Origin of the sequence: Paenibacillus odorifer (genome assembly GCF_000758725.1) — a bacterium.
GTDB classification, from domain to species: domain Bacteria; phylum Bacillota; class Bacilli; order Paenibacillales; family Paenibacillaceae; genus Paenibacillus_AQ; species Paenibacillus_AQ odorifer.
This window is the reverse complement of sequence record NZ_CP009428.1, coordinates 1243861-1261180: the sequence shown is the minus strand read 5'-3', so window position 1 is coordinate 1261180 and position 17320 is coordinate 1243861. Positions and strand designations below refer to the sequence as shown.

16 protein-coding genes are annotated in these 17320 nt (G+C 46.0%); 5 read left to right on the top strand and 11 right to left on the bottom strand.

The genetic code is table 11. The features are described from left to right. Positions 1–26 precede the first annotated feature (26 nt). From PODO_RS05385 to PODO_RS05370, 4 genes are all read right to left on the bottom strand, one after another. Positions 27–506 (bottom strand): CDI toxin immunity protein, encoded by a 480-nt coding sequence (locus tag PODO_RS05385; protein WP_038569064.1) that lies wholly within the window; start codon positions 504–506, stop codon positions 27–29. A 308-nt stretch (positions 507–814) separates the two neighbouring features. Further along, positions 815–1342 carry a GNAT family N-acetyltransferase gene (locus PODO_RS05380; RefSeq protein WP_038569062.1) on the bottom strand — a complete coding sequence of 176 codons (528 nt, stop codon included), beginning with the start codon at positions 1340–1342 and terminating at the stop codon, positions 815–817. A gap of 61 nt (positions 1343–1403) precedes the next feature. Beyond that, positions 1404–1892: a DUF6933 domain-containing protein gene (locus PODO_RS05375; RefSeq protein WP_036686793.1), complete on the bottom strand. Its 489-nt coding sequence runs from the start codon at positions 1890–1892 to the stop codon at positions 1404–1406. Positions 1893–1953: 61 nt separating this feature from the next. Continuing rightward, on the bottom strand, positions 1954–3933 hold the full coding sequence (locus tag PODO_RS05370; RefSeq protein WP_038569059.1) for a GTP-binding protein: 1980 nt from the start codon (positions 3931–3933) through the stop codon (positions 1954–1956). Positions 3934–4108: 175 nt separating this feature from the next. On the opposite strand from PODO_RS05370, the gene PODO_RS05365 reads away from it, so the two are divergent. The 4 genes from PODO_RS05365 (at position 4109) to PODO_RS05350 (ending at position 8368) form a co-directional block, all read left to right on the top strand. Further along, positions 4109–4900, top strand: coding sequence for an SDR family oxidoreductase (locus PODO_RS05365; protein ID WP_038569057.1), 792 nt, complete (start codon positions 4109–4111; stop codon positions 4898–4900). 85 nt (positions 4901–4985) lie between these two features. Continuing rightward, positions 4986–5960 carry an S-layer homology domain-containing protein gene (locus tag PODO_RS05360; protein ID WP_051491481.1) on the top strand — a complete coding sequence of 325 codons (975 nt, stop codon included), beginning with the start codon at positions 4986–4988 and terminating at the stop codon, positions 5958–5960. Positions 5961–6636: 676 nt separating this feature from the next. Next, positions 6637–6951 (top strand): thioredoxin, encoded by a 315-nt coding sequence (trxA, locus tag PODO_RS05355; RefSeq protein ID WP_038569055.1) that lies wholly within the window; start codon positions 6637–6639, stop codon positions 6949–6951. Further along, entirely contained in the window at positions 6920–8368 is a 1449-nt protein-coding gene (locus tag PODO_RS05350; RefSeq protein ID WP_080742413.1) for an MDR family MFS transporter, read from the top strand. The genes trxA and PODO_RS05350 overlap by 32 nt, the downstream gene beginning before the upstream one ends. Positions 8369–9238: 870 nt before the next feature. Here the strand turns inward: PODO_RS05350 and PODO_RS32280 are convergent. Next, entirely contained in the window at positions 9239–9574 is a 336-nt protein-coding gene (locus PODO_RS32280) for a pentapeptide repeat-containing protein (RefSeq protein WP_425311687.1), read from the bottom strand. Between the two features lie 299 nt (positions 9575–9873). Beyond that, complete coding sequence (locus tag PODO_RS05340) at positions 9874–10650, bottom strand: hypothetical protein (RefSeq protein ID WP_036686786.1); 777 nt, start codon at positions 10648–10650, stop codon at positions 9874–9876. A 169-nt stretch (positions 10651–10819) separates the two neighbouring features. On the opposite strand from PODO_RS05340, the gene PODO_RS05335 reads away from it, so the two are divergent. After that, positions 10820–11875, top strand: a complete 1056-nt coding sequence (locus PODO_RS05335) for a GIY-YIG nuclease family protein (protein ID WP_052096819.1) — start codon at positions 10820–10822, stop codon at positions 11873–11875. 29 nt (positions 11876–11904) lie between these two features. Here PODO_RS05335 and PODO_RS05330 read toward each other — a convergent pair whose 3' ends face one another. The 5 genes from PODO_RS05330 to PODO_RS05310 form a co-directional block, all read right to left on the bottom strand. Continuing rightward, positions 11905–12243, bottom strand: coding sequence for a hypothetical protein (locus PODO_RS05330; protein ID WP_038569050.1), 339 nt, complete (start codon positions 12241–12243; stop codon positions 11905–11907). 185 nt (positions 12244–12428) lie between these two features. Beyond that, the gene (locus PODO_RS05325; protein ID WP_038569048.1) at positions 12429–14657 is read right to left on the bottom strand and encodes a Tex family protein; all 2229 of its coding nucleotides are present in this window, start codon (positions 14655–14657) and stop codon (positions 12429–12431) included. A gap of 173 nt (positions 14658–14830) precedes the next feature. Then, positions 14831–16030: an MFS transporter gene (locus PODO_RS05320; protein ID WP_038569046.1), complete on the bottom strand. Its 1200-nt coding sequence runs from the start codon at positions 16028–16030 to the stop codon at positions 14831–14833. Positions 16031–16201: 171 nt separating this feature from the next. Then, positions 16202–16810, bottom strand: a complete 609-nt coding sequence (locus PODO_RS05315) for a TetR/AcrR family transcriptional regulator (RefSeq protein ID WP_052096817.1) — start codon at positions 16808–16810, stop codon at positions 16202–16204. Between the two features lie 156 nt (positions 16811–16966). Further along, positions 16967–17317, bottom strand: coding sequence for a type II toxin-antitoxin system PemK/MazF family toxin (locus PODO_RS05310; RefSeq protein ID WP_036686777.1), 351 nt, complete (start codon positions 17315–17317; stop codon positions 16967–16969). Between the last annotated feature and the right edge of the window lie 3 nt (positions 17318–17320).

Sequence of the window (17320 nt, the reverse complement as noted above, 5' to 3'; positions counted from 1 at the left end):
CTCTGTGCATCCATTAGAGCCTATGGTTAAGCTGGTAGTGGAGGAGGCGAGATCCAACCCACTGTTAAATCCCCCTCGTGATGACTTTCAATAATAATTCCTTTATCCAAATTTACAATCCATGTATCAAATCCAACAGCAATAACATCATTGAAATTGTTTATAATATTTTTTAAATTAGTCTCCACTACCGGAAGATTGAACTCATTCCACACAATAAAATAGTTATCACGCAATAAAATAGACTCTATGTCTTTCAGTTCTTCCGGTGTCTTAAGGGATTTCTTTTGATCAATAGATTCCCAGTCAATCCGCGCCCACTGTGTGAAATTAACTATACTCTCCATCATAGCTACAATCTCGGACGACTTTTCTAAACTATATATTCTTGTGTTGGGACCTAAAGCTTCGATACACTCACTGTACAGGGAACCTAGTGGGTTCTCTATTTTCACTCTTTTTTTCAGTTGCTCCATACGAAATAGCCGTGCTTGTTTATCACTCACTTTCTCACAACCTTTAACTCATCCTATTTTTTAGTGAAAAAAACCTGGCCTTCTCTAGATAGTTTTGTGCACGGAGCTTTATGAACTCGTAAAATAACTGCATTTCATACACTTATTCCGCATCCAAGGGGGATCATCAGGACTTTAATTGTATTCTGTACACTTAAAAACTAGAAAATGTGCCCATAGAGTAATAAATCACAAAAATAGGTGTACGAAATACAGTTATATCCTTTGGCGGGTTATTTGTGGGATTATAGTTGTACAAAATACAGTTAAAAGCTTCTGCACATCGCTCTCCTTGGCTCTTAATCCCCAACAACCCCAATATCCCTCCACCCGATCATGATCTCTTCAACAATCTCATTCCCAAGCTTCACTTCTTTTGTCGCAACAGATTGCCCACCCACTTTGTGGTAGAAATGAATCGCGGGATTTCCTGTTACCACCCAAGTCATGAACGAGCTATAATTTTTCTCCAATAAATTCTGTGCTACGCTTCTTATGAGTTGCCTTCCAAGACCCTTTCCTTGCTGTTCCTTAAGCAAATAGAGTGCATATAGCTCCGCATCATAGAGATCAGAGAGATCTGACCCTCTTCGCGCACCACCATTTGCAAAACCAATAATCGTCCCAGCCCCATCTTCGGCCACATACATAACCTCGTCTTTATTGGGGTTTTCAAAATTCCGAATCCAGAGCTTTCTTCTTGCTTCCACGGTGATTTTATCGAGAAACTCGTCCGAAATTAGCCCTCTGTACGTGGTTTTCCAACTCGCAGCGTGGACAACAGCGATCCCGTCTATATCACTAGCTGTTGCTTCTCTAATCTTCAATTTATTTCCCCCTCAGATTTCCGATAAAAGCTTCAGCTAGTCCAAGATTGACAGTACTTGCTTATGAATAGTAACTATTTAAGGATTCTCTAAAGACATTAATGGGCTCTTTATAATCAATAGGTTTATATATAATAGTGTTCAACCACTTATTCCTCTCAAGCAAGCTGCTGAAATCACTTTGAGCTACTGAATTGTATAGTGTTATTTCATTCATTGTTCCAAGTACACTTTTATTATTTGTACGGGATATAGTGATTTCTCCGGCCTCTAATAAATACTGATTTATGAGCTGCTTCTTAAAACCCTCCTGCAATAAATACTCCTTAAGTTCTATTCTGAACTTTTCAACCAATTTATCAGCTTGACCACTTCTTATTCCATCCAATAATATACATAACCGGCTTGCATCATGTACAAATAAAATATGTTTTTTTCTGAGTTGCATAATATTCACATGCCAACTAAAAAAGGAGGATATGTCTTCTACTTCTACTGGAGCTACTTTCATATCTTTTAATAATTTCTGAGTATATCTTAGTACTAACATCGCTGACACGCTCCTTTGTCTTCACCCTGCCTATTAGTCTCAATAGTCCTTCTACCTCAATTTAACCTTGCAGTGCCTTTCGCACACTTAATATATATTTCGCCTGATCAAGTGGGTTCACGCCCCGGCGGGTGCGCTCAGCAGATACGTCTGGTGGACATTCTTCATAGCCGGCAAAAAAAGAAGTAAACGTGCTGCGCCCCTTCGTGTAGGAGCTTAAGCTGACGGGATAATCGAGCGATGTTGCCAGCGGCAGACGTCCTTCGATGATCATCCGCTCGCCTTGCAGCACGGGAGGCTCGAACGTGCCGCGCATCTGAACGAGGTCGTTCATCACCCGTCCGCCATTCTCCTCAGGAACCACGATGCGAACCTGCAGAATCGGCTCTAGGAGTTTAGTGCCTACCCGAGCGAGTCCGTCCATAATTCCCATCGGAGTCGCCACCGCAAAATCCAGCGGATGGGTATGCCACACATGATGTTGTCCCTCGATCAAGGTCACTTTAAGATCGGTAACCTCCCAGCCATACAAACCCTGTTGTAAGGCTTCTGGTACTCGGCGTGCGGTTTCGCTCTGGTATTGCGGCAGCAGGTCGGAACTCCGCACTACCGAATCGTAGACTAAACCACTGCCCGGAGATCCCGGCTCAATCTGAAAGCGTAGAATCGCCCAGCACGGTTTCGGCATCGTGTAAGCGATAAAACCTTCCCCGGCACGGGCTGGCGTTTCTTTATATATGACAGAAGGCTGACCGAAAGTAACCTTCAGCGCATATCGCTCCTCCAGAACACTGTTCAGAATCTCCAGCTGAATCGGTCCCATTACTTTGATATGCAGCTCCCGCTCATCCTGCAGCCACTGCGCATCCAAAAGCGGATCTTCATCCGCCAGTTCCTGCAGCGCTCCGATAACCTTATGGTCATCCACATCTGGTTCCCAGAATACACGCACCGTTAGCAGCGGCACAGCCAGCTTCGCCTCCTCCGGAATGGCCCCCGGATGGCCGAGCACATCTCCGATGCGCACCCCTGAAAGGCCATAGATAACAGCAATATCTCCGGCTTCAAGCGCTCCGACATCCTCGGTCCGACCACCTTCGACCTTGCGGATCTGGGTCACTTTCCCCTGAATATCCTGCGTATAATTCATCAGCGTATCGCGGTTACGGATCGTCCCTTCATAAAGGCGGACAAACGCCATCCGTCCCATACTTTTATCACGCTGAATATTGTATACGATGCCTGACACCGCCCCCTCCACATTCCCACCAGCGCGCGGAAAATACTCAACCATCGCATCCAGCAAGGCAGTAATCCCAAGCCCCTTGGCGGCGACGCCATAAACCATCGGAAAAAAGCGGCCTGATGAGGAGGCTGTTTTCATATATTTTTTCCATTCAGCCAAATCAATAGTGCTACCTGACATATACTTCTCCAACAGCTCTTCGTCCCGTTCCGCTAACGCCTCTAATAATTCTGTTCGTGCGCTAGCATCAGCTTCGTTCTCCCATAAATCTCTTGCTCCTATGTACCCCTTCTCTTTGCCGATGGGTTGCTGAACTGGAATGATATCACTAGACAAATAATTTCGCGCTTCTGCCAGCACAGCTTCAGGGTTAGCGCCTACGCGATCCATTTTGTTCACAAAAATAAGCGTGGGGATTCCCAGCTTCCGCAGCGCGTTCCAGATCATCTCACTTTGGGCCTGCACACCCTCCACGGCTGAAAGAATAAGCACCGCACAATCCATCACCCGCAAAGACCGCTCAACTTCGGACAGAAAATCGACGTGCCCCGGGGTATCGACCAGATTAATCTGCACACCTTTCCAAGCAAAAGAAGCCAATGCCGCCCGTACGGATATCCCCCGCTGCCGCTCCACATCCATTGAATCCGTCAATGCCGTCCCAGTGTCTACGCTGCCAAGCGCGCGAATGCGACCGCTTTCATACAAAATATGCTCCGTTGTTGTCGTCTTCCCGGCGTCCACATGGGCAAATATCCCCACATTAATCCGTTCTGCTCCCTGCTGCTGAATCATCTATAGTTCCCCTATCATGAGCTAGATTTATCTGAATTTATATTATTTACATCCTTATATTCCATAGTAATATATCCACCCACGTTGTTCCACCCTCCAGTTCAATTGGTTAGATTCAGCTATGCCGGGTATGTAATTACTAATAAGAAATCTAACGCCGAGGAGGAAATTCATCATGACAGATAAACGTTTGCAGGATAAAGTTGCAGTGGTTACAGGTGCTGGTTCCGGTATTGGAAAAGCTACAGCCATAAGGTTTGCCCAACACGGAGCTAAGGTATATATGCTTGACCGCACTCCCGAGGATTCCTATGAAACTAAACGTGAGATTGAATCTATTGGCGGTACAGCAACAGTAATTGAATGCGATGTCTCCAATCCAGGTCTGGTCGAAGAAAGTATTCGTAAGGTTGGGGAGGCGGCCGAGAAGATTGATATTGTTTTTGCCAATGCTGGCATTAATGGTACATGGTCTCCAATCGAAACACTAGAAATCGAAGATTGGGACCAGACACTGGATACCAACCTACGCAGCACCTTTGCCACAGTAAAATATGCCATCCCCCATATGAAAGAAAATGGCGGCAGCATCATTATCACCAGCTCCATTAACGGCAACCGAGTATTCTCGAACATTGGCGCTTCCGCTTACTCATCTTCCAAGGCAGGACAAGTTGCTTTTATGAAAATGGCTGCACTAGAGCTGGCGCAATACGGCATCCGTGTAAATGCAATCTGTCCTGGATCAATCGATACACAAATTGGAGATAATACGTATAAAAGCGATGATCTTCAAGAAGTGAAGATTCCTGTGGAATTTCCGGAAGGTAATCATCCGCTGGAAAATGCACCGGGTAAGCCTGAGCAGGTTGCCAATCTGGTATTATTTCTCGCATCGGATGAATCTTTTCATGTTACGGGAACTGAGATTTATGTAGATGGTGCCGAGTCACTCCTGCGCGGATAAGTTTTTACTCGAATCGTTATAATATTTTAAAATCTATGCAACATTTTGGTCTAATCTACCATCTAAGAGTATGGAGGTGACGCAAATGAAAAAACCATTATTCATAAATAACGCTAAAAAAATGACTATAGCCTGCGGCATTTTGGCAGCGAGTGTGTCTTTTGGGGCATCCGCTTTTGCTTTTTCAGATTTGAAAGGTGATCCTGCGGAAGCAAAAATCAACTCTTTGCATAAAGAGGGGATTATAAACGGAGTAGACAAAGATAAGTTTGCCCCTAAATCTAAGGTAAGCTTTGCGCAAGGGATACAATTCATCGTTGGGGGTCTGAATCTGACTCCGCAACCAGCGGTAGGTAGTAACTCTTCCAAAGCCAGTGATTATTTCGATAAAGTAAACGACAAAGCCTGGTATGCTTCGGCTTTCCTGACTGCCAAGCAAAATGGTCTTTCACTCGACCGGACAGTGGATCCTAACGGAACCATCACCCGTGCTCAGTTCGCTCACTTATTGACGCAAGCGCTGCAAAGTAAAGGTAACTTCCCTGTTACGCTGATGTATGTAGACATTAAGGATGGCGATAAACTCTCTACGGAGGTTATAAATAGTCTCCAGATCCTGCTGAATACACATATTGCCACACTCGATAAGAACGGTAATTTCCGGCCAAATGATGCTATTACCCGCTCTGAAGCAGCCGCTCTCATCTATGATGCAGCCGCTTTTGCTAAACGTGTAATTGTATCTAATGGCAGTCCCACTACTCCCACCTACGAAACAGAGGTTACGTTGACCAAAGCGGGTGAAGGCGTAAATAAAGCCACACTTACCGTTAATAATCTGCCTAACCCCGGGTATGGGCTGGTGATTGAGCGAATCGAATTTGGTAAAGACAATACGGCTGTGATTTACTTTAACGTGACTGCTCCTGAACCAGGGAAAATGTACGCGCAGGTGATCACAAAGGCATCTGTTGCCACTTATCTGCCAGATGGATACAAAGCTGTCGCTCAACCTGTAACTGGCTCTGCTTCTTATTCGTCTTCTAGCGCGGCACAATAATATAAATTCAACTTGAAGGTTTTAGAGTTAAGAGTCCAACGCAACTGCGGTGTATATTTGGACTTCCAGCTGCCGTTTATGACGGCTGAGATACGGAGAAGGGATGCCTCAAAAGCCATCATATGGCTGCTGAAGCATCCCTTGTTTGCTGTTTGTTGTTCCTTCCCCCTTTATCCCAACTCCGAACTCTAATTGATTAAGTAACGCCGCTATCGGACTCAGATGACCTTAAACACAGCTGTTTCTTGTCTAGTTCTCTCTGAGTTCTCTCTGAGTTCTTTCAAACTTACAAAATTGACTGCGTTTTGGGTGAACTCGGCATCCCCTTGTTGTGCTTGAGAAAAACAGAAAAACCGCAAAAATCCTTGATTATACAAGGATTTTACAACCCGCTAGTGACCGAATTGCATGCCCGATTCAGGTTCGTGTGGCAGCAATATCGTGGAGGTTCGAGTCCTCTCGACCGCATCATTTACAATCATAGATCTATCAACTGCTTCAAGCGCACTTAACGGATCTTTTTGTTTTATATGTACAAGCACAGGAGTAAGTGAAAATCGGTTTGACAAAATACTGATTTAGATATATTGTGGATACACTAAGTCTATTATTTATCCTAATTATAGATATAATGGATCTATAATATATTTTATCAATCTTGAAAGGATGATTCATAATGGCAGTTCTCCATGCGGAAGATGCTACTTTTGCACAACTCATTCAACCGAAAGGAATAACTGTAGTCAACTTCTGGGCGCCCTGGTGCGGACCGTGCCGGATGTTTGCACCTGTGCTGGAAGAGTTTGAGCGGGAGTCGGATGCTACAATAACTGTAGTGAAGGTCAATGTGGATGACAACCCGGAGACGACTGGAAAATACCACGTGATGAGTATACCGGCCACACTCATATTCAAGGATGGACAACCACGGCAACAAGAGGTGGGGATATTATCCATACATGCCTTGCAGCAGCTCACTGCATCCGAATAATACCTCTGAAAGCGGTGAAGACAGCTTGACTAATAAACCCAGCATTATTGTAGCCTCTCTGGTGGTTGCCAATTTTCTAGCCCAATTAATGCAAACGATGTTAAATACGGCGTTGCCGCGTGTCATGCAGGATCTTGCCATTCATGAGAATCAAGCGCAGTGGCTGATTACGGTGTACTACCTGATGATAGGTATAACTGTTCCTGTTGCTGGATTTTTGATCGGAAAGTTTACTACGAGGGCCTTGTTCATGGCCTCTGTCGGAGCGTTCACAGCAGGAACACTGATTGCCGGGATCGCCTGGAGTTTCCCCCTAGTCCTGACGGGGCGTTTGGTTCAAGGCATCGGTGCGGGTCTGCTGTTCCCTCTGTTTCAGACGACGATACTCAGAGTCTTCCCGAAGGAGAAAATCGGTGCAGCGATGGGAGTAGTCGGTTTGGTTCTGGGGTTGGCTCCTGCACTTGGGCCTACTCTGTCTGGGTTCGTGGTTCAGAATCATTCATGGAGACTGTTGTTTTATGCTGTGGCTCCGCTCGCAGCCGCCAATTTATTCTTAGCGCATTTCACGCTGCGGAACGTGGGAGAGACTCATCAGACCAAGCTCGACACCAGGTCCATTATCTACTCTTCACTCGGATTCGCTGGTATATTATATGGTTTTAGCATTGTCGGGGAAGAAAAGGGAAATCCTGTTGTCGCAGGGATCATCCTTCTGGCCGGATTCCTGATCGTGGCGCTGTTTATTAAAAGACAGCTCAAGCTCACGGCACCTTTGCTCGATTTCAAGCTGTTTCGGCACCGCTCCTTTACCCGTTCTTCTATTGTGGGGGTGATCTTATTTGCGGTGATGATGGGAGTTGAACTCCTTCTTCCTCTGTATGCACAGACGATAAGAGGCTTAACACCAAGGGAGTCCGGGCTTATGTTGTTGCCAGGTGCACTGCTGATTGGTGTCTCCGGTCTGATCTCAGGCAGACTATATGACCGGTTTGGGGTTAGCCGCGTAACCCAGGGAGGATTTCTGCTCATTCTGATCATGGCAGCGGCTCTTTCCCTCACGTTATCAACTGAGACGTCCTTTAATCTACTGGTTATAATGTATGCCCTGCTTATGTTTGGAGTAGGGGCAGTTATGGCTCCAATTACGGCCTATGCCATGGCAAGTATCCCCAACACCATGGTTGCACATGCTTCTCCAATGACAATCACGCTGCGCTCGCTCAGCGGTTCAATAGGAGGCGCCTTGCTTGTAACGATAATGACTTCTACTGCGAGTGCCAGTTCCTTATCCTTTCCATTGGATATGCTCAAAGGGGTCCACATTGCATTCTGGACGTTGACGGCTCTTGCCGGATTAGGATTATACTTGTCTTTTCATCTGCAAGAAGCGAGAAAGCTTAAACCTGCTAATATTTAATTTCTTAATCTATCCTGTATTACCCGGCAGAATCCTCTGCCGGTTTTTTTGGTGTGGCTTCCGGTGCAGGGGGAAATTCCAGAAGCGCACTTGAGACTCCATGTTTAAAGCATATTTCCCGAAAAAAAGCTGTACTGATTATAATTTTTGCCCCCACTTTTACAGAGGAGGCCCCACGAGGGTCTGACACATATTTAAGCAGGGGTGGGACGTCTTTGGTAATTCCCCATAGATCGTCTCATAATCCAACTTGTTGTTAGCTATCGGACTCCATCGTCGCTATTGTCTCAAAAAGCATTCAATATGAACCTATTTCTAACGAATAGCTGCACTGGGGTCCGAACTGTGCTCCAATCGCTAAAAACATACGAATAGCGTCATCTGGGTCCTCAAGCTAACTCAGGCTCAGAAATGCTGATTACTTGGCAGTGAGGATTATCAAACTTCGAGCGATTAGATCATATTTGTGTGCATGAAGCTACTTGACAATGATGAACATCAAACTTCGAGCGATTAGATCATATTTGTGCATGAAGCTACTTGACGATGATGAACATCAAACTTCGAGCGATTAGATCATATTTACACAGACGCAGCAGCTATCGGACTCAGATGACCTTATACGCAAAAATATGCCACTTTTACGATGCTATCGGACTCCATAGTCGCTATTGGCACCAAAAGCACCATAAATATTCCTTTTTCTATTGAATAGCTGCACTGGAGTCCGAAACTGTGCTCCAATCGCTAGAAACACGCGAATAGCGTCATCTGGGTCCGTAAGGATCAGCGTGTATCAACGGATATGAAAATCCGCTGAAGCAGGTAGCCAAAAACAAAATACAGGTCAGCGATGCTCCAATGTTTGCGTTATGCGAACGCAGCAGATGGGTGTGCAGAAGATAGGTGTGCAGCAGTTAGGTGCACAGCAGTTAGGTGCACAGCAGTTAGGTGCACAGCAGTTAGGTGCACAGCAGTTAGGTGCACAGCAGTTAGGTGTGCACCAGTTAGGTATGCAGCAGTTAGGTATGCAGCAGTTAGGTGTGCACCAGTTAGGTGTGCACCAGTTAGGTATGCAGCAGTTAGGTGTCCAGCAGTTAGGTGTGCACCAGTTAGGTATGCAGCAGTTAGGTGTCCAGCAGTTAGGTGTGCACCAGTTAGGTGTGCAACAGATGGGGCTACAGCGGATAGGAATGCAGCTACTATCGGACCCAGTTGACCTTATTCGTTGCATAATCGCACATTTGGACTACTAAAGGACTCCATCGTCGCTATTGGCTCAAAAAGCACCATAGATATGCCTTTTTCTGATGAATAGCTGCACTGGAGTCCGAAACTGTGCTCTAATCGCTAAAAAAACGCGAATAGCGTCATCTAGGTCCGTAAGGATCAGCGTATGCCAACGGATGTGAATAATCAGTTGAAGCAGGCAAACAGCGTCCATAATAGCGCCATCTGAGTCCGTAAGCTAAGGCGTCCATATTAGCGTCATCTGAGTCCGTAAGCTAAGGCGTCCATTGATCATGAATAATGCCGACTAATGCATGGTCTTCTCCGATCTTCTCAAAAACTAGACGCAGGCTGCGCCAATCCATTCCCTCGACAGAAGGATCGATTCCAGCAATATGATATTCAACGAAATCATATTGCTCCTTTGGATACACTTCGTTTAAGTTGTTGATCGTCGTCCCTTGTCCAAGCCCCTTGTTCACAGCAATTTCGGCCTTCTGAATGAAGTCCGCATCGTAGACAAACCGCTTGTAGTAATCTGCGAATGTAAGCTCGATTAAATCACCGGAGCCAGCAAATGTTCGCCAGACTCTTTTGGTAGAGTCATTCATTAATCCTTCTACTTCCTCCTGGGTGAATACAAGATCATTTTTTGTATCCACGTATGCATAAGGAGAGAAGCGTAGCCCTTTATCCCGATGTACCCACGCCGCTAATTGCTTCATATCCTTATTCTTAATGGAGTTCATTACCGTAGACGCCGCTTCCTCAACTAATGGCGGCAATCCCTCTAGATCCTGCGGCTGCCCCGTACTTGATGTCTTCGTCTCCTGTGGTAGTTCCGTCTCCTGTGGTGGTTGTGTAGTAGCCGCTGGCTGTGCAGTTTGTGTGTGCTCTGGTGTCTGCTTTGGCGTCTGCACTGGTGCCTGCTCTTGTGACTGCTCAGGCGTCTGCTTCGGCTCCGTTCCCGCTTCTGGCGTTCCACTGCAGGCTGTAAGCCATAACATAGCTGCTATAAGCGCCAGCCCACCGATTTTTTTTGCGAAGTACATAAGATCCCTCCTTAGCTTTGATTCTTCACTCTTTAGACTGATTTGAACAAATGAAGGTTGCAAGCTTATACTAAAACTATCAATCATACAACTCTTATGAGAGGGCGGGGTTACTATTCATTTAACAGAAAAACTTAAAAGCCTTCCCCTAACTCCCGGCGTTTATCTCATGAAGGATAATCTCGGTCATATTATATATGTTGGCAAGGCAAAACAGTTAAAACGGAGAGTCCAATCCTATTTTCAAAACTCAAAATCTCATTCCCCAAAGGTTAAACAGCTTGTAAGAAATATTAAAGATCTGGAAATCATCCTTACGGATACCGAATTTGAAGCCTTTATGCTGGAATGCAAATTAATTAAAGAGATCAAACCCATGTACAATAAAAAAATGAAAAATCCGCAGGCTTATACCTATATCGTAATAGGAGCGGATGAAAAAATACGTTCGTTAGAGATTACCTATGATCCTGCGGTCAAAGAAGGCACTCAGGTTTTTGGTCCCTATACGAGCAGAAGCACCGTGGAACGGGCCGTGCAAGGCATTAAAGAAAGTTCAAGAATCCTTTGCAGTAACCCTAGCTTTAAAAATTCCCTATGCCTAAACCATTCGCTTGGCCTATGCATAGGGATGTGTGCAGGCGGAGATGCCGCTGTTCAATATAATAAAATTATTGATCGAGTCATTGGCTTACTAAACGGCTCAGATTCCAGTATCCTTGAGGAAATGGAGCAACGGATGGCAGTGGTCGCGGAGCACTATGACTTCGAAACCGCCGCCAAATACAGGGACTATATTGGAGCTGTCAGCTTCCTGATTCACAAAGAGAAGGTCATCGAATTCGCACAGGAGAATCAGAATATTGCAGTTCTTGAGGCCATGAATGAACAGACGCTTAAACTCATTCTGCTCAAGGGCAACCGTATCCTGTCCCATACCAAGCTACAATATGATCAACCGGATATCACCCACCTGCAAGCGGCAATAAAGTCAGCGATTATGACCACTTTTCACAGTGAACCCAATCAGACCTCGGCAGCGATCGGGCGCCATGAAATTGACGAAGCACAAATAATATACAGCTATTTAAAAAGCAGCTCCTGCAGCTACATCATCATTCAAGAGGATTGGCTTGCAGCTGAGCAACGTTCCAATATGGAGGCTTCGGTAAATGAGCTGTTGCAGATTTTTTTAAATGCGCTTCCCTCTCATTCCTATAATTAAAAAGATTTCGTGTTTGGACTTCCGGCGGATTATAGTAAACGGCGGCCTGCCTTTGCAGGCTGCATTTTTCGGTTTCGCTTCAACAATTTTTTATAGCGTTTCTGAGTGTATAGCACCTCGCCCGCCTCCATTACCGTTTCCTTCGCCTCATTAACAACCAGCTTAGTTTCCTCCACACATTCCTTCATACGACTGATCTCCGATTTAAATTCCTCAGATCTGTCCTTCGCTTGCTCCAACGTGACCTGAATATTTCCCTTCTTCTCATCTATAGGTTCTTTCAATCCCTCTACCGATTGCTTAACTCCATCAAGGGATTGCTTTAGGCCATTCACACTATTCTTTAATTCTTTCAATGGATTTCCCACATCTATCTCCTCCTAGTAATAAACGCTTAGTTCAACTGTTACTCTAAACTTACCCAAAGAGTGCACGTCCTTCACTACTATAATGACAAAAAGGGTTGCAGCTGAAAATAATCAACAAGAAGCCAGTCCCCAATAATAGGAGACTGGCTTCTTGTTGTCGTTCTTTGAGGATCACTGCTATCTGTCTACTTCACGCTTCCCGCCTCAACACGCGGCGGACGCATGGTCAGGCTGACCCGGCCCTTCTTCAGGTCAACACCCATCACCCAGACGGTGACATTGTCTCCTACGGAGACGACGTCCATCGGGTGCTTCACAAAGCTGCCGCTGAGCTGGGAAATATGCACCAGCCCATCATTTTTGATGCCGATATCGACGAATGCGCCGAAATCGATAACGTTGCGGACGGTTCCCTGCATTTCCATGCCAGGAACCAGATCCTCGATCTTCAGCACATCGGTGCGGAAGATCGGCAGCGGCAGCTCCTCGCGCGGATCGCGGCCCGGACGCTGCAAGCTCTCCAGGATGTCGCGCAGCGTAGGCACGCCGACATCCAGCTTCACAGCCAGCTCCTCGGCATTTTGTACCTCAAGCTGTGAGGCTACTTCTTTGCTGCCAAGCTTATTCACATCGAGGCTTAGCTCACGGAACAAACGATCCACCACCGGATAGGACTCGGGGTGAATAGGCGTGCGGTCCAAGGTGTTGTCTCCACCCGGAATCCGCAAGAAGCCGATACATTGCTCATAGGACTTGGCACCTAGACGAGGAACCTTTTGCAGCTGCTTCCGGGTCGTGAACTTGCCGTTCTCTTCCCGGAATTTAACGATATTCTTAGCAATCGTTCCATTAACCCCTGCTACATAAGAGAGCAAGGCAGGAGATGCCGTATTGACATCTACGCCAACATGGTTAACCGCCGATTCCACGACGGCTTTAAGACTCTCCTCCAGATGCTTTTGGGAGACGTCATGCTGGTACTGTCCCACACCTATAGCTTTCGGATCGATCTTCACCAGCTCCGCCAGCGGGTCTTGCACACGGCGGGCGATAGAAGCCGCGCTGCGCTCCGCTACATCCAGATCCGGGAATTCCTCCTGCGCCAGCTTGGAAGCAGAATAGACACTCGCTCCCGCTTCATTAACGATCAGGTACGCCAGCTCTGGATTGCCAATCTCGGCAATCACTTCTGCCGTAAACTGCTCCGTTTCACGCGAGCCTGTGCCATTGCCGATTACGATGAGCTGAATGCCGTACTTAGCAATCAACTCTTTGAACTTAGCAGCAGCTTCGCGCTTCTTGTTATTCGGCGGCGTCGGATAGGTCACGGCTACCTCTAGCAGCTTACCAGTATCGTCTACAACGGCTAGCTTACATCCAGTACGGTATGCAGGGTCAACCCCCAGAACACAACGCCCCTTGACTGGCGGTTGCAGCAGCAGGCTACGTAGATTGCCAGAGAAGATCGAAATCGCCTGGTTCTCCCCACGTTCGGTCATCTCTCCACGAACTTCGCGCTCTACTGAAGGAGCAATCAAACGTTTGTAGGCATCCTCAGTCACTGCTTCCAGCAGTTCCTTCACCGGGGATGGCCCTTTAATAATTTTCCGTGCAATATAGGCATGAATTTTATCAGTGACGACCTCAATGCCTACCTTTAATATATTTTCACGCTCACCACGGTTAATTGCTAGGATGCGGTGAGGTGGCATTTTGTGTACAGGTTCACGGTAACTATAATAATTTTCGTATACGGATTCTTGTTCTGCATCCTTTGCTTCAGACACAAGAATACCTTGACTTGCTGTATACTGGCGAACCCAAGAGCGGATCGCAGGATCATCTGCTATGTTCTCGGCAATGATGTCCAGTGCGCCTTGCAGCGCTTGGTCTGCGCTCTCTACTCCCTTTTCCACATCAATATATTTCGATGCTTCAGTCTGCGGGTCCCCTTGTCTTTGCTGCTCCAAGATCCAGTTAGCCAGCGGCTCAAGTCCTTTTTCCTTCGCAACACTAGCCCGCGTCTTACGCTTTTGCTTGAAGGGACGATACAAGTCCTCTACTTCCTGAAGCTTGACCGCATTGATAATTTGCTCATGAAGCTCCTTGGTCAGCTTGCCCTGCTCTTCAATATTGCGTATAACGTCTTTTTTACGTTCGCCTAGATTGCGAAGATAACCCAGCCGTTCTTCAATATCACGAAGCGCATTCTCGTCCAGCTCACCTGTCATTTCCTTCCGATATCTGGCGATGAACGGAATGGTATTTCCCTCATCCAGCAATCCTACCGTAGTGCGTACCTGTTTCACACTAATGTTCAATTCCTTGGCAATCGCTACGGTTATCAATTCCTGCTCCCGCTGTGCGTTTGCCTCATCCGTAATGACTTCCGTATTGCTGTTATCTACCGCCATTAGTATCCCTCTTCCCGTACACAATCTGCTTATACATATCTTGATCTCATAATTAAAATAGTATCACAGATTCGGCTCTGCACCAAAGACCAGCCCGAATAGCGCGCGTTGTACTGAACCGCTGTGCGCATATAGCGAGGCATCGTGGACGGGTCAGAGCCCGGATTTAGCGATTACGCCCGCTGCCCCATTCCCCGTTTGCCGGAACTCAGTGACAATACAAAACACAAAGCCAGAACGAGCGCGGCTGCCCCATATGGGAAGTTAATACTAAGATCAAACAAATACCCTGCGACGATAGGCCCAGCAATATTTCCGAGACTTGTATAAGCTGAGTTCATTCCCGCTACGAAACCTTGCTGCGATTCTCCGGCCATTTTGGAAAGCTGTGTACCTACTGCTGGACGCAGAATATCCATTGCAAAGAACACAATAAAGGTAACCGTAATAATCGCCCAAAAGCCGCTTACAAACAAGGTCAGCAGAATAAACAATGATGAGACTATAAGACAAGTGGAGATCACCTTGTTCTCCCCGAATTTATTCAAGATCCAGCCAAATGCGGACACCTGCACCACCGCACCTGCAATAGAACCAAAGGTAATTACAAAAGCGATATCCTTAGGCGTAAAGCCAAATTTATGATCCACGAACAATCCGAACACCGTTTCATAATTAGCCAGTCCAAAAGCCATGACAAATACAATAATTAAGCCGAAAAAATAGGGTTCGCGATAAGAACGCATCAGCTGTGTCAAGAAGCTTTCCTGATTATTTTTCGATAACTTCGCTTCCTTACGTTTCTCTTCAGACAGAGACTCGGGCAAGATTAAAACTGTAATTAGAGCTGCAACTCCAGCTGCACCAGCCGCACAGAAAAAGGGTACCCGCATTCCAAGCTCAGCAAGATAACCGCCAATCCCAGGACCAATAATAAAGCCGGTGGTAATGGCTGCATTAATTAGTCCCATTCCTTTAGCTCTCTCTTCAAAAGAAGTCGTGTCCGCTACATAAGCCATAACTGCCGGCATAATTAGAGCAGCTCCTGCACCACCAAGCAATCTCGAAACGAACAAGAGCCAAGGTACATTGGCCAGACCGAAAATCAGCTCCGATACCGCAAACACAATCAGACCTGCGACAATCACCTTTTTTCTACCGATTCTGTCGGATAATCTGCCGGCAAATGGCGATATTAATAATTGGGCAAGCGAGAATGAGGCGACCAAGAGCCCGACGGTACTTCCGCTGATCCCAAGCTCATTCATGTAGGTTGGCATAATTGGGACTACAAGCCCGATTCCAGTGAAAGCCAGAAAAATATTAAGCATAACAAGCAGCATAGCGCCTCTGTTTCTAAGTAACAATGACATTGTATTAACCCTCCGTGTGTTTAAAGCCAAATCTTCGAATATTATGATGTTAAGACCGACCATCCGGTCTAAATAATAGTAAAAAAATAACCCTTCCTATTCCGGTGCCTTTGAGAAGCTTCAGCCTTCATAATCCTGAATGTAAAGCTTCTTTTCATGCCCCTCGTTATCTTACCCCGTACGAATCCCTTGTAATAATAAATTTACTGCTTCCCGGTAATATTTTTTTATATCCTCCCGGGTCTTCTCATGAATCGAGAATTCAGAAACTCTTCCAATCCCTTCAAGCATGCCACTCACGATAATTACATAGTTCTCCAAGTCGCCTTTTACCAAATATCCTGTTTCAATCCCTTCCTTCAAAAGATCACGACAAGCATGTGAGGCTGCTTCATAAAGAAGTGAAAGCCGCTTGCTAATCTCTTCCGGGTGGCATCTGCTTCTGGAGAATTCCTCGAGCGCATGAATCAGTGGATTCTGAAAATCATTTGCGTAGTGCTCGGCTAACGCATAAAATCGTTCTTCGATCCCTGCAATTTCCTGTTTCTTATCATTCCACGCTTGCAGCCACTCTAACGTATCCACTTCCACTACAAATAGAAAAAGCTCATCCTTGCTCGGAAAATGGTGATACAGACTGCCCTTACTGACATTCGAGGCTACACAAACTTCATTCATAGTTACGGCAGCATAACCCTTCTGTACAAACAGCTGCGTGGCCTTACGCACAATTCTTTTTTTAGTTTCTTCTCCGTCTGAGCGTCCTTTGATTCTAAGCACCTCCTAAACCGACCGTACGGTCTAATAATATCAGATCATTTTCAAAAAGTGAAGACCTAACGATTCTTTATTTACTATACGCAAAAACGCACATTAAAAGACGCCCGGATTCGTACCCGAGCGCCAATCTCATGAGTTATCTATAACCTAGGGTGATTAAAAATCAATCAGACCAAGGCTGATTTGCAGCGATTCATCCACCTTTTTCATCGTTTCATCATCAAGGTGGGTGATCTTGTCAGTTAAGCGTTGTTTGTCAATCGTCCTAACCTGTTCCAGCAAAATAACAGAATCTCTGTCAAAGCCATGAGCAGCTGCGTCAATTTCCACATGTGTAGGTAACTTAGCCTTCTGGATTTGGGCTGTGATTGCAGCCACAATTACCGTCGGGCTAAAGCGATTGCCAATATCGTTCTGGATGACCAGAACTGGCCTTACTCCGCCTTGTTCAGAACCTACAACCGGCGAAAGATCAGCAAAAAAAACATCGCCACGTTTAACGATCAATGT